Source organism: Nonomuraea sp. NPDC051298 (genome assembly GCF_055586305.1).
Window position 1 is genome coordinate 164618 of record NZ_JBVJIM010000017.1, and the last position, 17355, is coordinate 181972.

The following is a 17355-nucleotide window of genomic DNA, read 5'->3' on the forward strand; positions in this document are numbered from 1 at the left end:
ACACGGAGGAAACGAGCCGCCTCCTTGGATCGTCACGACCGAAGGATCGTCACCACCGGGACCGGCCGGGCAGAAGGCCGGTCATGCCGAAGAGGAGACACTTTGTCGCACATCACTGCCCCGGGTGAGCCCGGCCGGTCGTACTCCGCTCACCCGTCGCGCCGCTCCGTGCTCGGACTGCTGGGTGCGGTCCCGCTCGCCACCGCGGCCGTCTCAGCCGGTCCGGCCGCCGCCCGGCCGGCCGGTGGAGCCCTCCGGGCCGCGGTGCGGGGCCCGGACGCGGCGCTGGCGGCCAAGATCGAGCAGATCATGGCACGGCCCGAGTTCCAGGGAGCCCGGTGGGGGGCGGAGTTCTTCGCCCCGGACAGCGGGAAGCCGATCTACGAGCTCAACGCGGGCGAGTTGTTCGTCGCCGGGTCTTCGTCCAAGGTGTTCGTCGGCGGGACGGCGATGCTGGCGCTGGGCGCCGGCCGGCGTCTGGCCACCCGGGTGTATCGCACCGGGCCGGTGCGGGGCGGCGCGCTCAAGGGCGACCTGCTGCTGGTGGCCGGCGGGGACCTGCTGCTGTCGGGACGGCTGCGCCGCGGCGGGGGCCTGCTCCTGCCCGAACCCGACCACACCTACAGCGCGACGCCGGGCGCGGCCCCCATCGGCGGCGACCCGCTGCAGGAGCTTCGCCGGCTCGCCGCCCAGATCGCGAAGTCCGGCGTCAAGCGCGTCGAAGGCCGTGTCCTGGTCGACACCTCGCTGTTCGCCGAGGGCAGCGAGAAACTGGCCAACAACGTCACCGCCACCATCTCACCCATCATGATCAACGACAACGTCGTGGACGTCACGGTCAAGCCAGGACGCCGCGCAGGTCAGCCCGCCATCCTGCGCATCAATCCGCACACCGACTACGTCAGCGTCGTCAACGAGGTACAGACGATCGCCGCGGCCGACGCCGCCTCCGCCCGTCCGCTCACCTTCACCGGCGACGAGCGCCACTCCGACGGCTCGCGCACGGTCACCCTGACCGGCGACATCCCGGCCGGCGACGACGGGCTGTTCCGGGCCTACTTCGTGCCCGAGCCGGCCGTCTTCGCCCAGTTCCTGTTCACGAAGGTGCTCGGCCAGGCCGGCGTGCGCGTCCAATCGGGCAAGGCCGGCACGGACGAGCGCGAGCTGATCGCGGAGTACGCCGGGCCTGCCCTGCCCGAGCAGCTCAAGCCCATGCTGAAGGTGAGCTCCAACCTGCACACCGAGACCTGGCCCTACCTGGTGGGCGCCATCGCAGGAGGCGACCCCGGCAACGCGAAGGAGGCAGGCCGGCGCATACGGCGCGACCTCTTCACCAAGGCCGGCCTGGACCCGGATCCGTCCGGCTCCGCCGACAACAACTACACGCCGCGCTACTTCACCCGGTTCCTGGCCTACATGGCGCGCCAGCCCCACTTCGGCGAGTACCGCGCCGCGCTGCCGATCCTGGGCAAGGACGGCTCCCTGCGCGACGTCCAGCCGGACTCACCGGCGGCCGGGCACGTCTACGCCAAGACCGGCACCAGCATGGGCGGCCCCGGCGGCCCCGGCGGTGCCGGGATGGTGCGCAAGGCCCTGGCCGGATACGTCCAACTGCCGGATGACCGCCTGCTGACCTTCGCCGCCTTCGTCGGCCTGTCCGCCGACGGCGAGCAGGCGCAGCGCGAGGCGGCCGAACTCACGGGGCAGGCCCTCGGCGAGATCACCGCCGCCGCGTACACCACCCTGAGCGGTTGAGGGCGCCGGCCGTCAGCCCCTCGTCAGTCGTCGATCGCCTCCAGGCGAAGTTCGCGAAGGTGGTCGAGGTCTGCGATCAGGTTGATCTCGGTGATCCGGCCCGCCGCGATCGTGAAATCGAACGCCATGCGCGGCTGCCCGCCCGCTGACCAGACGGCTCCGGCGGCCCCGTCGACCAGCGCCGGTCGCGCGCCTCGGGCACGGCCGCGGAAGGTCTCGGCCACCGCCGAAGCGCCGCGGAGCCGCCCGGGCGCGCCCGTCAGCACGGCCGCACGGTCGGCGTGCAGCACCACGTCCGGGTCGAGCAACGCGAGCAAGGCGTCGAAGTCGCCGCCCCGCGAGGCCGCGAGGAAGGCGCTGACGATCTCCCTGTGCCGCAGCAGGTCGGCACCGGACGGCGGGTCCGCTCCCTGGACCCGCCGCCGGGCCCTGCTGGCGAGCTTCCTGGCGGCGGCCGGGGAGCGATCCACGATCGGTGCGATCTCCTCGAACGGCACGGCGAAGACGTCATGCAGGACGAAGGCCAGCCGCTCGGCGGGAGCGAGCCGGTCCAGCACCACCAGCATCGCCAGGCCGACCGAGTCGGACACCAGCGCGGCCCGCTCCGGATCGCTCCCGCCGTCGCCGGCCGAGCCCGGAGCCACCGCCTCCAACGGGTCCTCGCGCAGGGTGGTGCGCGAGCGCAGCATGTTCAGCGCTACGCGGGCGACGACCGTGGTCAGCCACCCCCTCAGGTTCTCCACCTCGCTGGTGTCGGAGCGGCTGAGCCGCAGCCACGCCTCCTGGACGGCGTCATCCGCCTCGCTCTGCGACCCGAGCAGTTGGTACGCCACCGCCAGCAGGTGACGGCGATGCTCCTCGAATCGGTCGGCCAGAAACTCGTGGTCAGCCATCGGTCACATTCCTTCGTCGGGTCGTGTCATGTCTATGACCCGCCGGTCTTCGCCGATGTGACCGGCACACACACGAGGAGTAGGTCATGAACGACGGCATCAAGACTGTCATCCACCCCGTCAAAGATCTCGCCGCGGCCAAGGCCGTGTTCAGCGCGCTGCTGGGCGTCGAGCCGTACATGGACGAGCCGTACTACGTCGGTTTCTCCGTCAACGGCCAGGACATCGGCCTGGACCCGCAGGGCCACAAGAAGGGGATGTCCGGGCCCGTCGCCTACTGGCACGTCGACGACATCGAGGTGAGCCTGCGGGCCCTCCTGAACGCGGGGGCGCGGACTTCGCAGGAGGTCAAGGATGTCGGCGGGGGCAAGCTGGTCGCTTCGGTGACCGACACGGACGGCAACGTCATCGGCCTCATCCAGCCGGCCTGAACCGGCGGCCGCCATTTCCGGACGAGTTACTTCGGAGGAAACCATCATGTCCACCCGCGTGTGGCCACGACGGCTGCTCACCGCCTTCTATTGGTTCGTGGCATTCACGTTCTTCGTCGGCTTCGTCACGAAGTACTGGCCCGGCCCCACGTTCTTCGGGCCGGCGTACTCGGTGAAGTTCGTCGAGTGGGGCTACCCGTCCTGGTTCAGGTTCGTGGTCGGGGCCATCGAGGGGGTGTGCGCCGTGTTGCTGGTCATCCCCCGCCGGCGATTCAAGTTCATCGGTGCGACGGTCCTGATCCTGCTCCTCACCGCCGCGACCACGACGCACATCGTGGTCGGCAGCGAGCTGTACGAACGCGTCGCCGCTCCCACCAACCTGGTGATCATGTTCATCTTCGCCCTGATCAACTGGCCGGCCGATTGGCGGGACCTGCTGCGCCAGGAACGACTGCCCAGGGTGTCCCAGCATGCGTGAAACGACCCGCCTCCCTGCCAGTCGTAGAACCCGGACAGCGTCAAATCTCGCTGGTGTCATGCGCCGGGAAATCGCCGGTTAGTCCGTACGCTGCTCGGTATGACGCGTTCTGGAATACGGCCCGCCCCGCCTCCTCGCCGAACCAGAGCACTGGTCATGTGTACAACTCTCCGATCCCTCACCCGCAAGGAGGCTCCCCCTCATGGCCAATGCCCGCCTGCTCCAATACCGCACCACCACCAGTCCATCCCCACTCCAGGCCGGCAGCCCCGACAAACCCGCCGCCAACACCATCAACATCAACGTCTCCAGCCCCAGCGGCCAAAAAGTCTACTGCACCAAAATCGACATCGCCGTTCCGGTCAGCGAACCGGAGGACGGAGGCGCCTACTTCACCGAAAACCCCCAGGTGTCGACCGACAACGAAAAATGGCGCACCGCCTCTGTCCAGCTCAAATCTGGACAGGAACTCGGACTCAGCGGCAACACGAACTACCACCACGTCGTCCTCCGTCCCGCAATACCGCAGTTCGAACTCATCGACAAACCGCTGACCTTCAGCGTCAACGGCGAACTCGCCACCACCACCGGCAGTCCGCTCACCCTCCTGTTCACCGAGACCTCGGGCCCGAGCGCCGGCAGATGCACCCAGAAAGACACGCTCGAACTGACCCTGCCCACCGCAGAGCCCATCTTCTACCTGCACAGCTTCCTGGCCGGCGACCCGAACAAGCCGACCACCCCCAAGACGAACTTCAACGCCGGCGATGCCGTCCATTTCACCTGGGAGAGCAACGGCACCTACTTCGAGTTGTACGACGGCGACGGCACGGTCCTCTGCGCCGGAGACAAGACGTTCTGCACCGTCCGGAAAGACAAATACCAGATCCTCAAAGACACCACCTTCACCCTGCGGGCGTCCGTCACCTCCGGAGCCCGGCAACCAGCCGCCGGCCTCCAGTCGATCTACCAGTACGCCAACCTCACCATCACCATCAACAACCCGACCCTGAGCGACCTTTCTGTCGGCTCACCGAGAACCGGGAACAAACTCACAACCATCGGTTCGAGCGGGCTGACGGTCACCGGCGATCTGGCGGGTCTCATCTACATCCAGACGTTTGGTGAAGACGGATGTCATGGACAGTTCGTCCTGACCAACCGGCGCGGCGAAATCCGCACCGAAGATTATGTATTCCTGGAAGGAGTGTACAGCTCCTTCACGATTCCCCTCCGGAAAGGCGAGCGGTGGCAGATCGTCGGCGTTGACTCATATCTCGGCGCCATCCACTGGATCCCCTTGAGCTGAAGACGCGGAAGCCATGAGGGGCGGACGCCGGGCCGTCAGTCGGCTTCCAGAACGAAGAACAGGAAGCTGGGCTTTTCCCCTGCCATCGCACTCATGAGGGTGATCACGAAAGGATGGTCGACCGAGACGAGGAGCCGACCGCCGGGCCGTCTCCAGCATCGCGGGCCGCTGGTAGTACGCGTTCACGAGGCTGGTCTCGTTCTCGGCCGTGTACCCCTCACCGAGACGGATGTGCGGCTTTTGCCTGATTGTCCGGCATAGTCGTCATACGGGCTATTCTGGCCCGCCCATCACTCACCAACAGACGGCCCCGCGGGCGGCGCGCCCTGACAGGCTCAGAGCGCGCGAACACGCTGATTACCCGAGGTCTCCGGTCGGGCCTGCCCGTGATCAGGCGGCCTCGCCGCGGGCGATGTAGAGGTTCATGTCGGTGAAGTCGACGGTGATGTTGTAGGGCTTCCAGAAGCAGTGGGAGAACCAGCCCATCGTGTCGAACCCTGTCCCATAGGGCCACGGCACGTTGACCGGCGCGTTCGGGTTCGTGTAGCAGTAGACGTCCTTGGCGGCGGCGTTGCCGAGGCTGATCTCCTTCGGGTAGCAGGGGTAGACGGCGGCCGGGTGGCTTTGGGCAAAGGTTCCGATCTGGCGGTCGTAGTCGGTGCGGATCCCCAACTTCTCGGCCGTTTCCCCGGCCATGCCCGCGGCGATCTCGCCGACTCCGCCGAAGTTCACGCCCACCACCCCGGTACGGGAGCCGGTGGCACCGGCGAAGCTGCCCGTGCTGTGCAGGTACTGCTCACGGGCCAGCCACAGCGGCAGGGGCTCGGCGCCCGCCCGTGTGGCGGCGGCGCGTGCCTTCCTGGCCGTTTCGGGGGTTCTGGGGCGCAGGATCAGTTGCCGGCCCGCGTAGTCGAAGGTGGTGAGCAGGTGGTAGAAGACCCACGTGCCGATCAGGCCGTCGTTGTCGCCGTCGACATCTTCGCCCGACTCCGTCGCCGACCAGCCCACCGGGACGTTGCGCAGTTCGATGCCGCCCAGCTTGAAGGAGTCCAGTATCCCGTAGTGCGCCCAAATGACGACGCCCTCGAAATCGATCTTCTGACTGGCGACGGGGCTCAGCCCGGCCTCCGCGGCCACCGACGCGCGCACGCTCAGATTCGGGGCGCCGGTGTAGAACACCAAGCGCTTCGCCGGTCCGCCGTTGACCGAAGCCGCCACCAGCGGCTCCGGGTCCATCTGCTCGAATGGCACCCGCGCGAGGTCGCCGTGGACCTGGTACGCCTCGCCGCGGACCGCCGCGAACCACTTGGCGTAGCTGTCCTCGCCGGCCGCCTTCCAGTGGGGTGCGGACAGGCCGAACTTGTCCTGCCGGAGGTAACAGTCGGCCAGGAGGTAGTTTGCTTCCTTGTCCTCGGGCACCAGGGCGAGCGCCATCTTGAGGTATTTCTCGGCGTCGGCGAACCGATTGGCCAGCAGCCCCACATAGCCGCGCCGGCGAGCCGCGGGCAGGTTCGTGGGGTCCTTCTTCAGAATCTCCTCGTACGCGCGGCCGGCCTGCTCGAACTTGCCGGCCTTGAACAGCGCGTCCGCGTCACCGCCCCCGGCCAGCGCGGTGGCCGGGCCGCCCAGCAAGGGCGGGGCCGCAGCGGCACCGGCCAGCACGGCGGCGCCCCGCAGCAGCGAACGCCGGTCCCATCGCCTGTCATCAGCCACGCCTTCTCCTTTTCGTGATCACCTTCGCCGCGACTTTCTGCCCGGCGGGCGGCCACAACGCCGCCGACCCCGTCCACTCTCGGCCAGCCGTGTCCCCGCCTCGTCCGTGCCGTGTCATGGTCGCGTCACGGCCGCGACCTACGGTGGCAACGAGACCTGCAGCGGACAACGCAGGAACTGGCAGGGGCCGGAGACGGGCCGCGAAGGTCCCTGTGACACCTCTGACCTGCTGTGATGTGTGGTGAAGGTCGCAGGTGGGCTCTGGGAGGAAGGTCGTGCCTAAGCGAGCCGATCCAAAGCCCGCCCGACCGCTCGCATGAACGTGCCGGGCGGATTTCTCGGCCCTTCGTCCTTGAGCAGGAAGACCCACATCAGCGCGAACAGCCTGCGGCACTCCAACGACCTGCGTTCCTCGGCCGGGTCGAGCTCGAAACACACCTCGCTCTCCCCATGGACCCAGCACGACACGTGCTCGGCCATCTCCGCGACCTCGGTCGCCCGATCGCTGCGCCCCGACTCCTCGAAATCGACAATCCTGACGCGCACGCCGTCCCACAGGAAGTTCGCCGTGTTGCCATCACCCGCCCCGAACACCGGCCGAACCCCACGCTCGCCCGGCTCCCATCCGGACAACCACCGCGCGCCCTCGCTGACGGCCTGGTCTGCCAGCTCGTTCTTCGGTTGCCACCGCCCGGCCCACGCGAGCAATTGATCCCTGATCCGCTCCACCGGCCACAACCGCTGCGGTACTCGGTCGAGTACCTGCCGGGGCACGGCGCCGTGCAGTCGGTCCACCGCCTCCACCAGTTCCTTCTCCGGTACGGCAGGCAGTTGGAAGAGTGGCGTGCCCTCGACGCGTGACATCACCACCAGGTCGATCCCGTACTCCACGGGTGAGGGCGCGAGCCCGGGCGCGTGCTCAGCCAGTAGCCTCAGCGCCCGCCATTCCCGCTCGGCGCCCCCAGGCTTGCCGTCGACGAAGCGTTTGCGGACCAGGTCGCCGTCGATCCGCACATCGTGGGTCTGCACGAGTGGATATTGAACCAGCCATGCGGCGACGGCGCCGTTTGAGGCTGGGTCACTGGTCGGTGGCCTGCCGGGCGCGCAGGGCCCGGAGCTTGTGGCGGTTGCCGCAGCGCTCCATCGCGCACCAGCGCCGGGCGCCCGGGCGGGAGGTGTCGACGAACACCAGCGGGCAGTTGTCACTCGCGCATTCGCGGATACGCCCGGAGAGCGGCCCGGACAGAAGCTCGATCATCTCCCGTGCCAGAGTCGAGAGGGCTTGTGTGGCGCGCACCGGCGGTTTCCACCCCGCCGTCGTGCCGTCGGCGGCGAGTTCGGGGATCAGCGGCATCTCCAACGCGGCCGTGTTGATGGGCGCGATCGCTTCGGCCGGGAGTGGACGGTTCGCCGCCCGCGCGTGGGCCGCGTCCCAGATCGCCTGGCGCAGGGTCTTGGCCGCGGCCAGTTCGCGGGCTGTCACGGGCACCGTGATGATCGCGGCCGGCGGCGGCTGGGCCAGCCATTCGGCCAGGTCGGCGGGCTCGTGGAGGGTCTCGAAGACGGCGTATCGGCCCTCGCCGCCCGTGTGGGCGAAGTCCAGGCAGGCGGCGCCGGCATCGAACAGGAACGACCCTCCCTTGGGGTCGTGCAGGATCCGCCCGGTCGCGTTCGCTCGCATGAAACCACTATAAGTGGTGCCGAAGCGAACTGGTTTCACAGTCAGCGGAGTGCGGCAGAACAAGCCGGAACTGTCGGCGCTGGAGTACGGAGTGCCGCAGACCCCGGCTACGCGGCTTCGGCCGGTCCTCCAGTGGAGGCCCAGGAGCCCAGGGGCCGATCGGGAACCGATTCGTCGGTCTCCTCGACGCCGCAGACCCTCAGTCCGCGGTCCTGGTAGTTGGCCAGAGCAGCCGGACCGTCGAGAGTGCACGTGTGCACCCACACGCGGGTGACCTCGGCGAGGTCGAACCGCTCAGGGAGCGACCACACCGCCCGGATGCCGTGTTCGAGCAACCGCCCGCCCAGCCCGCGGCCGATGGCCTGCTCGGTCAGACCGAAGTAGCGGATCTCCACGTGGGTTCCCTCTTCCTCCTGGGCGGGGTGGAGGTGCACGTACCCCAAAGGCAGGCCGCCGCCGTACAGGATCCAGAACTCCGTGCCCTGGACCGCCAGTTCCTCGGCCCACTGCCGGCGCGACCAGCCCAACCGGTCGGTCCAGTGCCACGGCCCTCCGACCAGGCCGTAGAGGAACCGGGCGTACTCGGGTGTGACAGCGGGGGCACGGTCCAGGCGCACGTCGTCGGGCAACGCGCGCGGGGCCCCTGCGGGGGCGCTCAGCATTTCGAGAGTCGTGGTGGTGACCTTCATCAGGCTTCTTTCCCAGGGGCTGCGGACGGCGGTGGATCAGTCGACGACGATGCGGATCCCAGCGGGACCGCGAGGCTGTCGGCGCTGGGGCGGCGGTTCACGCCCGGCAGCTCGCCGGCGCGGTCCGGCTCAGGCCCGCCGCCGGGCGCGGGCGCTGCGGGGTTGGCGCTGACGTGGGAGAACGCGGCCAGGAAGGGTTCCGCCGCGTTCATGCCCGTCAGCGTACCCCCGATGCGCAGAATGTTGCTCATGGCCGGGGCTCTGAGCGGCCACCCTGCGCACCGAACTGGAGTTGGACGCCTGCGAAGCAGGGCGGCTCCACCACGGCGAATGAGGCTCACACCATTGGAGAAACCGCCCCTTGGGGAGGGTTGTCCGACCGCGTAGGCGCGGTTGTACTCGTCCAGGTCTCCTCCTCCTTCCTGCTCAGCGAGGACAGAGCGATGGGAGGAGCGCGGCGATGGCGTCGAGGATGCGATCGAGGCCGTGCCGGAAGCGTTCCTCGGGGGTGAGGTGGCCGGTGCGGGAGTCGAGAACCGATCGGTTGAACAGGGGGAAGGCGCCGGTTTCGACGACCTGGCGGACGTACGGTCCCATGTAGTCCCGCTTCCAGCGCTCGGGGTCCAGGCCGGTGCGGCGGGCCTCCTCCAGCCAGCCGATCTCGCGGCGGATCGCGCTGTTCACGTAGTCGTTCAGCATGCCGACGAAGCCGGTGACGTCGTCGATGTCGAGCCCGGTCCCGGTGAAGGCGCCGAGCGCGAACTCGTGCACGCGCAGCAGGTTGGGGCCTAGGGTGGGCCGGCTGGTGAGCAGAGCGATCAGCCAGGGATGGCGTAGACCCGCGGCGCGGACCTGCCGGGCCAGCAGCGTCAGGTCGGAGCGCCAGTCACCGGACGGGCCGTCGGGGAGCCCGATCTCGCTCATCGCCAGGTCGATCATGAGGTCGAAAAGGTCGTCGCGCCGGGGTACGTAGCGGTAGAGCGACATGGCGCCGGTGCCCAGCTCGCCCGCGATCCGCCGCATGGTCGCGGCCTCCACTCCTTCGGCGTCGGAGATCTGGACGGCCGTTCGGGTGATCTGCTCACGGGTGTAGCCGGGGCGGCGTCCCGGGCCGGAGCGCTCGTGCTCCTCCGGCCGCATCCAGATGCTGGTCGCTCCCTCGTCGGCCACGCGAACCCCTTCCCTCCATTTGCGTACATGGTACCTGAATGGTTATGGTCCATTTCACGTACAAGGTACGCGAAATGGAGGACATATGGATCGATCTCTTCGGGTGGGCGTGATCGGAGTAATGGTGGGCATGATCACGGCCCCGTCGGCCGAGCCCGCCACCGCGGCCGCGTGAGGCAGCCACCCATGCCACAGTGCGTGAAAGCCCAGCTCGTGATGGACGTCATCTGCGCGCATTCCTACCTCGGCTACACCCGCTTCGCCCGCGCCGCCGACCGGCTCAGGGCCGAGGGCGTGCGGGTGACCGTGGAGTTCCTCCCCTTCGAGCTCGCCCCGGGCGCCCCGGCCGACGGACGGCCGCTCCTCGCGGTGCTGGAACAGACCTTCGGCCCGCAAGCGGCCGCCGGCGCGCTCGCCTTCGCCGAACGCGCGGCCCGTGAAGACCTCCGGCTCGAGTACGGCAAGGCCATCGCCACCGGCACCTTCGACGCCCACCGCCTCATCGCCGACGCCGCGCACCAGGACAAGGCCGAACCCATGGCCGAACGCCTCTTCCGCGCCCACTTCACCGACGGGCTGCACGTCGGCGACCCCGACACGCTCGCCCAACTGGCCGCCGAGGTCGGCGTCACCACCGGCCACGTGCCTCCCGCCGAAGTACGCGCCCGGCTCGACCGCGTACGCCGCCTCGGCATCACCGGTGTGCCGGTCTTCCTCGTCGAGAACCTGCCCCCGCTCACCGGATCCCAGACCGAGACCACCCTGCTGGCGGCCCTGCGACACGCCGCCACCACGAAACAACACCATCGTGACCCCTGACCCGCGACGGCAGCGTCCGCGACGGCCGCCTCGGCCCGACCGTGGCCGATCGACTGGCCCAAGCCGGGTGGGCGCGGGTCCTACGGGACGCCAAGACCGCCACCCCCCGCACCGCATGAACAGAAAGGCATGATCATGATGAGATTGACCGGAAAGACGGCGCTGGTGACCGGCGGGAGCCGGGGCATCGGCCGCGCGATCGCCGCCCGGCTGGCGCGCGAAGGCGCGCGGGTCGCCGTGCACTACGGCAGCGACCACGCCGCCGCCAAGGACACCGTCGCCGCCATCGAAGCAGCCGGCGGACAGGCGTTCGCCATCCAGGCCGAGCTGGGCGCGCCAGGTGACGCAGAAACCTTGTGGGACGGCTTCGACGCCCAAGCCGACGGGCTGGACATCCTGGTCAACAACGCGGGCATCCTCGGTGGCCAGTCCGAGATCGACGGCGTCACCCGGGACGGCTTCGAGCGCCTGTTCGCGGTCAACACCACCGCACCGTTCTTCATCACCCGGCTCGCCCTGCCACGGCTGCGCGACGGCGGGCGGATCGTCACCGTGGGCACCATGCTGACCCGGGGAGCGGCCATGCCCAGGGCGATCGACTACGCCATGTCCAAGGCCGCACTCGACGTCCTCACCACCGCGCTGGCCAAGCAGCTCGGGCCCCGTGGCATCACGGTCAACACCGTGGCCCCCGGCGTCATCGACACCGACATGCACCAAGGACGCCTGGTCGGCGAGGCCCTGGCCTGGCTGTCGTCGCAGACGCCGCTCGGCCGGCTGGGCACGCCGCAGGACGTGGCCGACACCGTCGCCTTCCTGGCCTCCGACGACAGCCGCTACGTCACGGGACACCGGCTCGACGTCTCAGGCGGGACGACCATGTAGACGCGCCACCGGGCGGTCCTGCCGTCCATGCGCTATATATGTAGCGATACAGATGTAGCGAATGGAGGGCGCTATGCACGACGTCGTCATCGTGGGAGCCGGCCCCACCGGGCTGATGGCCGCCTGCGAGCTCGCGCTGGCGGGCGTTTCCTGCACGATCGTGGACAAGCGCGGCAGCGAGTCCAACGTCACGCGGGCCTTCGGTCTGCACGCCCGGGCCCTGGAACTGCTCGACGCCCGAGGCATGGGCGACGAACTGGTCGCGGGAGGCAACCCGCTCAGGACGGTGTATCCCGCCTATGCCTCACGGGTCGACTTCGGGCGGCTCGACACGCGGTACCCGATGCTGCTGCTCGTGCCCCAGAACGGCACCGAGAAGCTCCTTCAGCGGCGCGCCGCCGAACTCGGCGTACAGATCCGCCGCAACGCTGACGTGGTCGGCCTGACCCAGGACGCCGAATCCGTACGGCTGAGGCTCGAGGACGGAGGCGAGCTGGCGGCCAGGTACGTCATCGGCGCCGACGGCGCCCACAGCACCGTCCGCGACCTGGTCGACGTGGGCTTCGCCGGCGCGACCTACAGCCTGCCCATGCTGCTGGCCGACGTCCGCATCCCCGTCTCCGAGCCGCCGCCCATCACGCAGGTCGGCACCCAGGGTGTGGTGGTGGCCCTCCCGTTCGGCGATGGCTGGTTCCGGGTCGGCGCGTGGCTGCGTGAAGAGCGGAACGACCCGGGCTTCGCCCTGATCCGCGAGGCGTTTCGGCACATCGCCGGCACCGACTACGGGATGAGTGAGCCGCGCTGGTTCTCCCGCTTCGTCGCCGAGCGCAGGCAGGCCCGCAGTTACCGATCAGGGCGGGTCTTCCTGATCGGGGATGCCGCCCACGTGAACTCGCCCATCGGCGGCCAGGGCATGAACACCGGCATCCAGGACGCCGTCAACCTGGGCTGGAAGCTCGCCGCCGCGCTGCACGGCTGGGCCCCGCCCTGGCTGCTCGACACCTACCACGCCGAGCGGCACCCCGTCGGCTCCGCCGTCCTGGCCATGACCGATAACCTCACCGGGCTGGTGCTCAGCGGCTCACGAGTGCGCCTGGAAATCAGCCGGCGCGTCATGGCGACCCTGCTCCACACCGGTCCAGGCCGCCGCCGCATCCTCGGCAGGCTGTCCGGCCTGGAGTTCGCCTACCCGCCCGGCGAGCCGGACGCCCACCCGCTGGCCGGGCGCCGCGCCGCCGACGGCCCGACAGACGCCGGCCGTCTGTATGAGGTGCTGCGCGCAGGCACCTTCGTTCTGCTCTCCCATGAGGGCGTGCCCACTCCTTGGCGCGATCGCGTACGGCACGCCAGGCCCCTTGAGGGCACCAGGCCCGAGGCGACGCTGATCCGCCCGGACGGCTACGTGGCCTGGGCCGGGGATCACACCGGTATCGAAGCGGCTCTGGTGAAATGGTGTGGTCCGGCCGACCACACCGACAGGGAGGGAAATCGTGCCGCCGCCTAACCCGCAGCGCCGCGACCACCTGGCGGACGCGGCCATCACGGTGCTGGCCGAGCAGGGGTCACGCGGGCTGACCCACCGGGCCGTCGACGCCGCCGCCGCCGTACCGGCCGGCACCACCTCGCGCTACTTCCGCACCCGCGACGCGCTGCTCAACGGGGTCGTCGAGCGGATCACCCACCGGCTCGGCGAACGTGTGGACGCCTGCACCGTCCGGCCGATCTCGCCCGCCGATCTGGAGGAAGCGCTGGTCGCCGTCCTGACCACAATGCTGACCGACGACCGGCGCGATCCGCTGGCCCTGTTCGAACTGCACCTGGAGAGCACCAGAAACCCCCGCCTGCGACACACGCTGACCGACGCCCTGCACGGCCGAAGCGATCTCATCGTCCGCCAATGCCGCGCCGCCGGAATCGACCTCAGCCAGGACGAGGCCATGCTCCTGGAGATGAGCGTGCTGGGCATCCTGTTCACCACCCTCACCACCGGCGTCCCCGAGTCCCCGAGCGAGCCGATCCGCACCGCCGTACGGGCTCTCCTGGCCCACCACCTGGCGACATAGTGCGTTTCGGGTCACTCGCGGGATCGGACGGACGGCTGGGAAACGGGTCGCCGGCCGCAACCGACTGAGTTCGGGCAGGTCGGTGGCAGGGTGCGTACGTGGTCAAGGCGACGCCGATTGCTGACTGCCGGTGGGAAATTCGGGTGCGGAGGGCCGGTGGCGTGGTGTGTGATCGAGGGATGGCGATCGAGATGGGCAGGCCGGGGGTCGACGGCCTCGGTGACGTGGTGCGGGTGCTGGGGGAGTGGCAGCACGACGGAAGGCCCGTGCAGTTGCATCCGGGGGACGTGGGGTGGTTCTGGCGGTTCGGTGCGGACCTGACGGCGAAGGCTACGCGGACGTGGAGCCGGGCCGGGGAGGTTCTGGCGGTCGGGCTGCTGGATGGTGCGGAGTTGCTGCGGTTGGCGTTCGCGCCGGAGGCGCTGCGGGACGAGGAGTTGGCGCAGCGGGTGGTCGAGGACGCGTCGGCGCCTGAGCGCGGTGTGCTGCCCGAGGGCAAGGTGTACGTCGAGGCGCCGCAGGATGCGCTGGTTCTCCAGGACCTGTTGTTCAAGGGAGGCTGGGAGAGCGGCGAGCCATGGACGCCACTTCGGCGTGACCTCGGCGCGCCTGTGCCGGACCCCGGCGTTCGCATCGAGGTGATCGGGCCGGAACAGGCGCACGAGTGGGCCGCGGTCCTGCGGGCGTCGTTCGACGGGTCGACGTTCACCGACGAGCGCTGGCACGCGATGGCGGCAGGTGCGCTGTATGCCGACGCGCGATGCCTGGTCGTTCGCCGGGAGCAGGGCGAGGCGGTGGCGGTCGTGACGGTGTGGTCGGCGGGTGTGGGCAAGCCAGGGCTGATCGAGCCGATGGGGGTGCACCGGGCACACCGCGGCCACGGTTACGGCCGAGCGATCACGGTCGCCGCGGCGCGTGCGCTCCAGGAGCTGGGTTCGTCCAGCGTGGTCGTGTGCTGCCCGAGCTCCAACGTCGGCGCCGTCGCCACGTACCAGTCGGCCGGCCTCGAGCGGTTGCTCGAGAGACGGGACCTGTTCCGCAACGCTTCCTGAGGGGCACGACCGGCTCTCGGCCGTCTCCCCGCGCGAGGTGAGCATCCGGCGCGACCGGCAGGCCGCCGCTTAGGCGCGCACCGTCAAGAACATCGCGGACCGGGCCGGGGCGTACGAGCCGGGACCGCCGACGCGGACGCATGCGGGAGGCCGGTGAGAACCCAGTCAGCCGACTGATTCGCGGGAGGGCCGGGGCTTCATAGCGTCAGGAGGCGCACCTGTGTCCGCTTGGTCGCAACCGGCGGACGGGAATCCCGTACTGAAAGGAGGTGTGGTCGATGCGACGCGACCCGTCTGGACCTGATGAAGTGATCCCGGGTGGGGCGGTGGTACCGCCGGCCGCGTTGTGCGCCCTGGTCCTCGCCTGAGGAGCAGTTCGAGTGCCGCGCGGTCGTTGAGGCGGCGCAGACAGACGAGGCGCTCCGGGTTCTCAGCTCATCGGTACGCCTTCTCATCACGATCGGCTAACGAGCATTTCTCTTAAGAAAGTTTCTTGTTAATTTAACGCCATCTTCGGATTGACGATCAGCCTGGTGCGGACCGTTGGCCGGCACCAGGGAAGGGAGCAGCCCTGTGAGGATCGCGAAGATCACGGCCGCTACGGTCTCCACGGCCGCGCTGGCCCTGGGCATCGCCGCCTGTGGCTCGAGTGAAGAGCCCTCCACCACGTCCTCACCCAGCGCCGCCGCCTCCGGCCCCAAGTTCGCGGGCAAGACCTTGAGCGTGTGGCGTCTGGGCAACAGCAACCCGGCCGCCGCCGCGTACATGGACGAGCTCAACGCCGAGTTCACCAAGCAGACCGGCGCTCAGGTGAAGCTCGAGTGGATCCCCTGGCCGCAGGTGGCCGACAAGTTCGCCGCCGCCGCGACCGGCACGGGCCCGGACGTGACGGAGATCGGCAACGACCAGGTGCCGATGTGGCAGAGCCAGGACGCGCTTGAGCCGATCACCGACATCGCCCGCGAGGGCGACCGTGCGCAGATCCCCCAGAACCTGTACGGCTACGAGACCGTGGACAACGAGATCTACGCCGTTCCGTGGGGCGCCGGGGCCCGCGCCGTCCTCTACCGCAAGGACTGGTTCGAGGACCTCAAGATCGAGATCCCCAAGACCTGGGACGAGCTGGTCGCCGCCGCCAAGAAGATCCAGGAGGAGAAGGGCGAGGGGGTGGACGGCTTCGCCTTCAACGGCGGCTCCGACGCCAACCACCTGCTGGCCGCGTTCGCCTGGTCCGAGGGCGGCGAGTACGCCGTCAAGGAAGGCGACAAGTGGGTCGGCAAGGTCACCGAGCCCGGCTTCGTCAAGGGCTTCGAGACCTACACCGGCCTGGTCACCGGCGGCCTGTCCAACAAGGCGAACCTGACGCACGACACCACCCACATCCGTACCCGGTTCGCCAACGACAAGGTCGCGATGTACCTCACCGCCGCGTGGGACCTGTCGGGGATCGAGGAAGACTCCAAGGGCAAGCTGAAGGGCGGCAAGATCGACTTCTTCCCGTTGCCCGCCAAGACCGGCGGCGTGGCGCCCTCCTTCTTCGGCGGCAACGACATCGCGCTGTGGGGTGGCACCCAGCAGGCCGAGCTGGGCAAGGAGTACATCAAGCTCGCCACCAGCAAGACCTGGGCCGACCGCTACGCCAAGGAGGGCGGCCTGCTCCCGGTCTACCCCGACACCCTGGCCGCCATGAACGAGGACCCCGCCCAGGGCGCGTTCGCCCAGGCGTTCGCCAAGGCCAAGGCGTTCCCCGCCGACCCCAACTGGTCCGAGGCCGACGCCACCAAGGCCGTGCTCCAGAACGCGGCACGGGCCGTCATCGCAGGTAAGAAGGACGCCGCCACCGCCCTCGCGGACGCCAACAAGGAACTCGAAGCGATCCTGAACCAGTGACCGATGGCCGACACGACAGCCTGGTGGCCCGGGGCGGGGACTCGTCCCCCGCCCCGGGCGACCCGTCGGCCGGTCGACGGGTGAGGCCAGGTGCGCTGAAGCGCCCACCTCTCCTCGGCCGAGGACGCAGCACACGCGACGATCACACCGGCACACAAGGGGACGCGTAACGATGTGACGGTGTCCGACCGGATGGGGCGCGAAGGTCATCGACAACGACGCGCCGGGCGGCAGCATCGTGTTCCCGGTCGAGCGCTGGAGCACGAGAGGTGCCGCAATGGTCGCGCACGAGTACGGGCAGACTCATCCCAGCCCAGTGCGTGCCCGGCTTCCAGAAGCTCGTCGAAATGCACCGCACCGTTCCGGTTGTCCCTGTGATCGTGCTCCGCCCCCACGTGAGCACACGCTGGCGCAATCGTGGGCCCGTCGCACCTTGAGTCCGTGCCCCGCTTCGACAGCGACTTCGCGGCATCGGCGAACAACTGGCTGACGGCAAAGGCCGACGACCTCGGGGCGCGCGTTCCACA

The 17355-nt window shown here is 69.3% G+C and carries 17 protein-coding genes; 10 read left to right on the forward strand and 7 right to left on the reverse strand.

Going from position 1 to position 17355, the window contains the following annotated elements:
* Nucleotides 1-102 precede the first annotated feature (102 nt).
* A complete protein-coding gene (gene dacB, locus ACZ6S0_RS37645) occupies nt 103-1755 on the forward strand; it encodes a D-alanyl-D-alanine carboxypeptidase/D-alanyl-D-alanine endopeptidase (protein ID WP_465924104.1) in 1653 nt (550 codons plus the stop codon).
* Nucleotides 1756-1778: 23 nt separating this feature from the next.
* Here the strand turns inward: dacB and ACZ6S0_RS37650 are convergent, their stop codons facing one another.
* Nucleotides 1779-2648 (reverse strand): sigma-70 family RNA polymerase sigma factor, encoded by an 870-nt coding sequence (locus tag ACZ6S0_RS37650; protein WP_465924105.1) that lies wholly within the window; start codon nt 2646-2648, stop codon nt 1779-1781.
* A gap of 86 nt (nt 2649-2734) precedes the next feature.
* Here ACZ6S0_RS37650 and ACZ6S0_RS37655 point away from each other — a divergent pair, with 86 nt between their 5' ends.
* From ACZ6S0_RS37655 to ACZ6S0_RS37665, 3 genes are all read left to right on the forward strand, one after another.
* Nucleotides 2735-3079: a VOC family protein gene (locus tag ACZ6S0_RS37655; protein WP_465924106.1), complete on the forward strand. Its 345-nt coding sequence runs from the start codon at nt 2735-2737 to the stop codon at nt 3077-3079.
* Between the two features lie 46 nt (nt 3080-3125).
* Nucleotides 3126-3557: a DoxX family protein gene (locus ACZ6S0_RS37660; protein WP_465924107.1), complete on the forward strand. Its 432-nt coding sequence runs from the start codon at nt 3126-3128 to the stop codon at nt 3555-3557.
* Between the two features lie 202 nt (nt 3558-3759).
* Entirely contained in the window at nt 3760-4866 is a 1107-nt protein-coding gene (locus tag ACZ6S0_RS37665; protein WP_465924108.1) for a hypothetical protein, read from the forward strand.
* A 390-nt stretch (nt 4867-5256) separates the two neighbouring features.
* Here ACZ6S0_RS37665 and ACZ6S0_RS37670 read toward each other — a convergent pair whose 3' ends face one another.
* From ACZ6S0_RS37670 to ACZ6S0_RS37695, 6 genes are all read right to left on the reverse strand, one after another.
* Nucleotides 5257-6579 (reverse strand): tetratricopeptide repeat protein, encoded by a 1323-nt coding sequence (locus ACZ6S0_RS37670; protein ID WP_465924109.1) that lies wholly within the window; start codon nt 6577-6579, stop codon nt 5257-5259.
* Nucleotides 6580-6858: 279 nt separating this feature from the next.
* On the reverse strand, nt 6859-7608 hold the full coding sequence (locus tag ACZ6S0_RS37675) for a phosphotransferase family protein (RefSeq protein WP_465924110.1): 750 nt from the start codon (nt 7606-7608) through the stop codon (nt 6859-6861).
* A 49-nt stretch (nt 7609-7657) separates the two neighbouring features.
* Complete coding sequence (locus ACZ6S0_RS37680) at nt 7658-8260, reverse strand: CGNR zinc finger domain-containing protein (RefSeq protein WP_465924111.1); 603 nt, start codon at nt 8258-8260, stop codon at nt 7658-7660.
* Nucleotides 8261-8367: 107 nt separating this feature from the next.
* Nucleotides 8368-8949, reverse strand: coding sequence for a GNAT family N-acetyltransferase (locus ACZ6S0_RS37685; RefSeq protein ID WP_465924112.1), 582 nt, complete (start codon nt 8947-8949; stop codon nt 8368-8370).
* A complete protein-coding gene (locus ACZ6S0_RS37690; protein WP_465924113.1) occupies nt 8949-9200 on the reverse strand; it encodes a hypothetical protein in 252 nt (83 codons plus the stop codon). The genes ACZ6S0_RS37685 and ACZ6S0_RS37690 overlap by 1 nt, the downstream gene beginning before the upstream one ends.
* A 175-nt stretch (nt 9201-9375) precedes the next feature.
* Nucleotides 9376-10119 (reverse strand): TetR/AcrR family transcriptional regulator, encoded by a 744-nt coding sequence (locus ACZ6S0_RS37695; protein WP_465924114.1) that lies wholly within the window; start codon nt 10117-10119, stop codon nt 9376-9378.
* Between the two features lie 198 nt (nt 10120-10317).
* Between ACZ6S0_RS37695 and ACZ6S0_RS37700 the strand changes: the two genes are divergently transcribed.
* From ACZ6S0_RS37700 to ACZ6S0_RS37725, 6 genes are all read left to right on the forward strand, one after another.
* Complete coding sequence (locus tag ACZ6S0_RS37700; protein ID WP_465924115.1) at nt 10318-10938, forward strand: DsbA family protein; 621 nt, start codon at nt 10318-10320, stop codon at nt 10936-10938.
* Between the two features lie 138 nt (nt 10939-11076).
* Entirely contained in the window at nt 11077-11823 is a 747-nt protein-coding gene (locus ACZ6S0_RS37705) for an SDR family oxidoreductase (protein ID WP_465924131.1), read from the forward strand.
* 73 nt (nt 11824-11896) lie between these two features.
* The gene (locus ACZ6S0_RS37710; protein ID WP_465924116.1) at nt 11897-13327 is read left to right on the forward strand and encodes an FAD-dependent monooxygenase; all 1431 of its coding nucleotides are present in this window, start codon (nt 11897-11899) and stop codon (nt 13325-13327) included.
* Nucleotides 13314-13886, forward strand: coding sequence for a TetR/AcrR family transcriptional regulator (locus tag ACZ6S0_RS37715; RefSeq protein WP_465924117.1), 573 nt, complete (start codon nt 13314-13316; stop codon nt 13884-13886). The genes ACZ6S0_RS37710 and ACZ6S0_RS37715 overlap by 14 nt, the downstream gene beginning before the upstream one ends.
* Before the next feature lie 179 nt (nt 13887-14065).
* Complete coding sequence (locus ACZ6S0_RS37720) at nt 14066-14938, forward strand: GNAT family N-acetyltransferase (protein WP_465924118.1); 873 nt, start codon at nt 14066-14068, stop codon at nt 14936-14938.
* Nucleotides 14939-15511: 573 nt separating this feature from the next.
* Entirely contained in the window at nt 15512-16828 is a 1317-nt protein-coding gene (locus ACZ6S0_RS37725) for an extracellular solute-binding protein (RefSeq protein ID WP_465924119.1), read from the forward strand.
* Nucleotides 16829-17355: the final 527 nt, after the last annotated feature.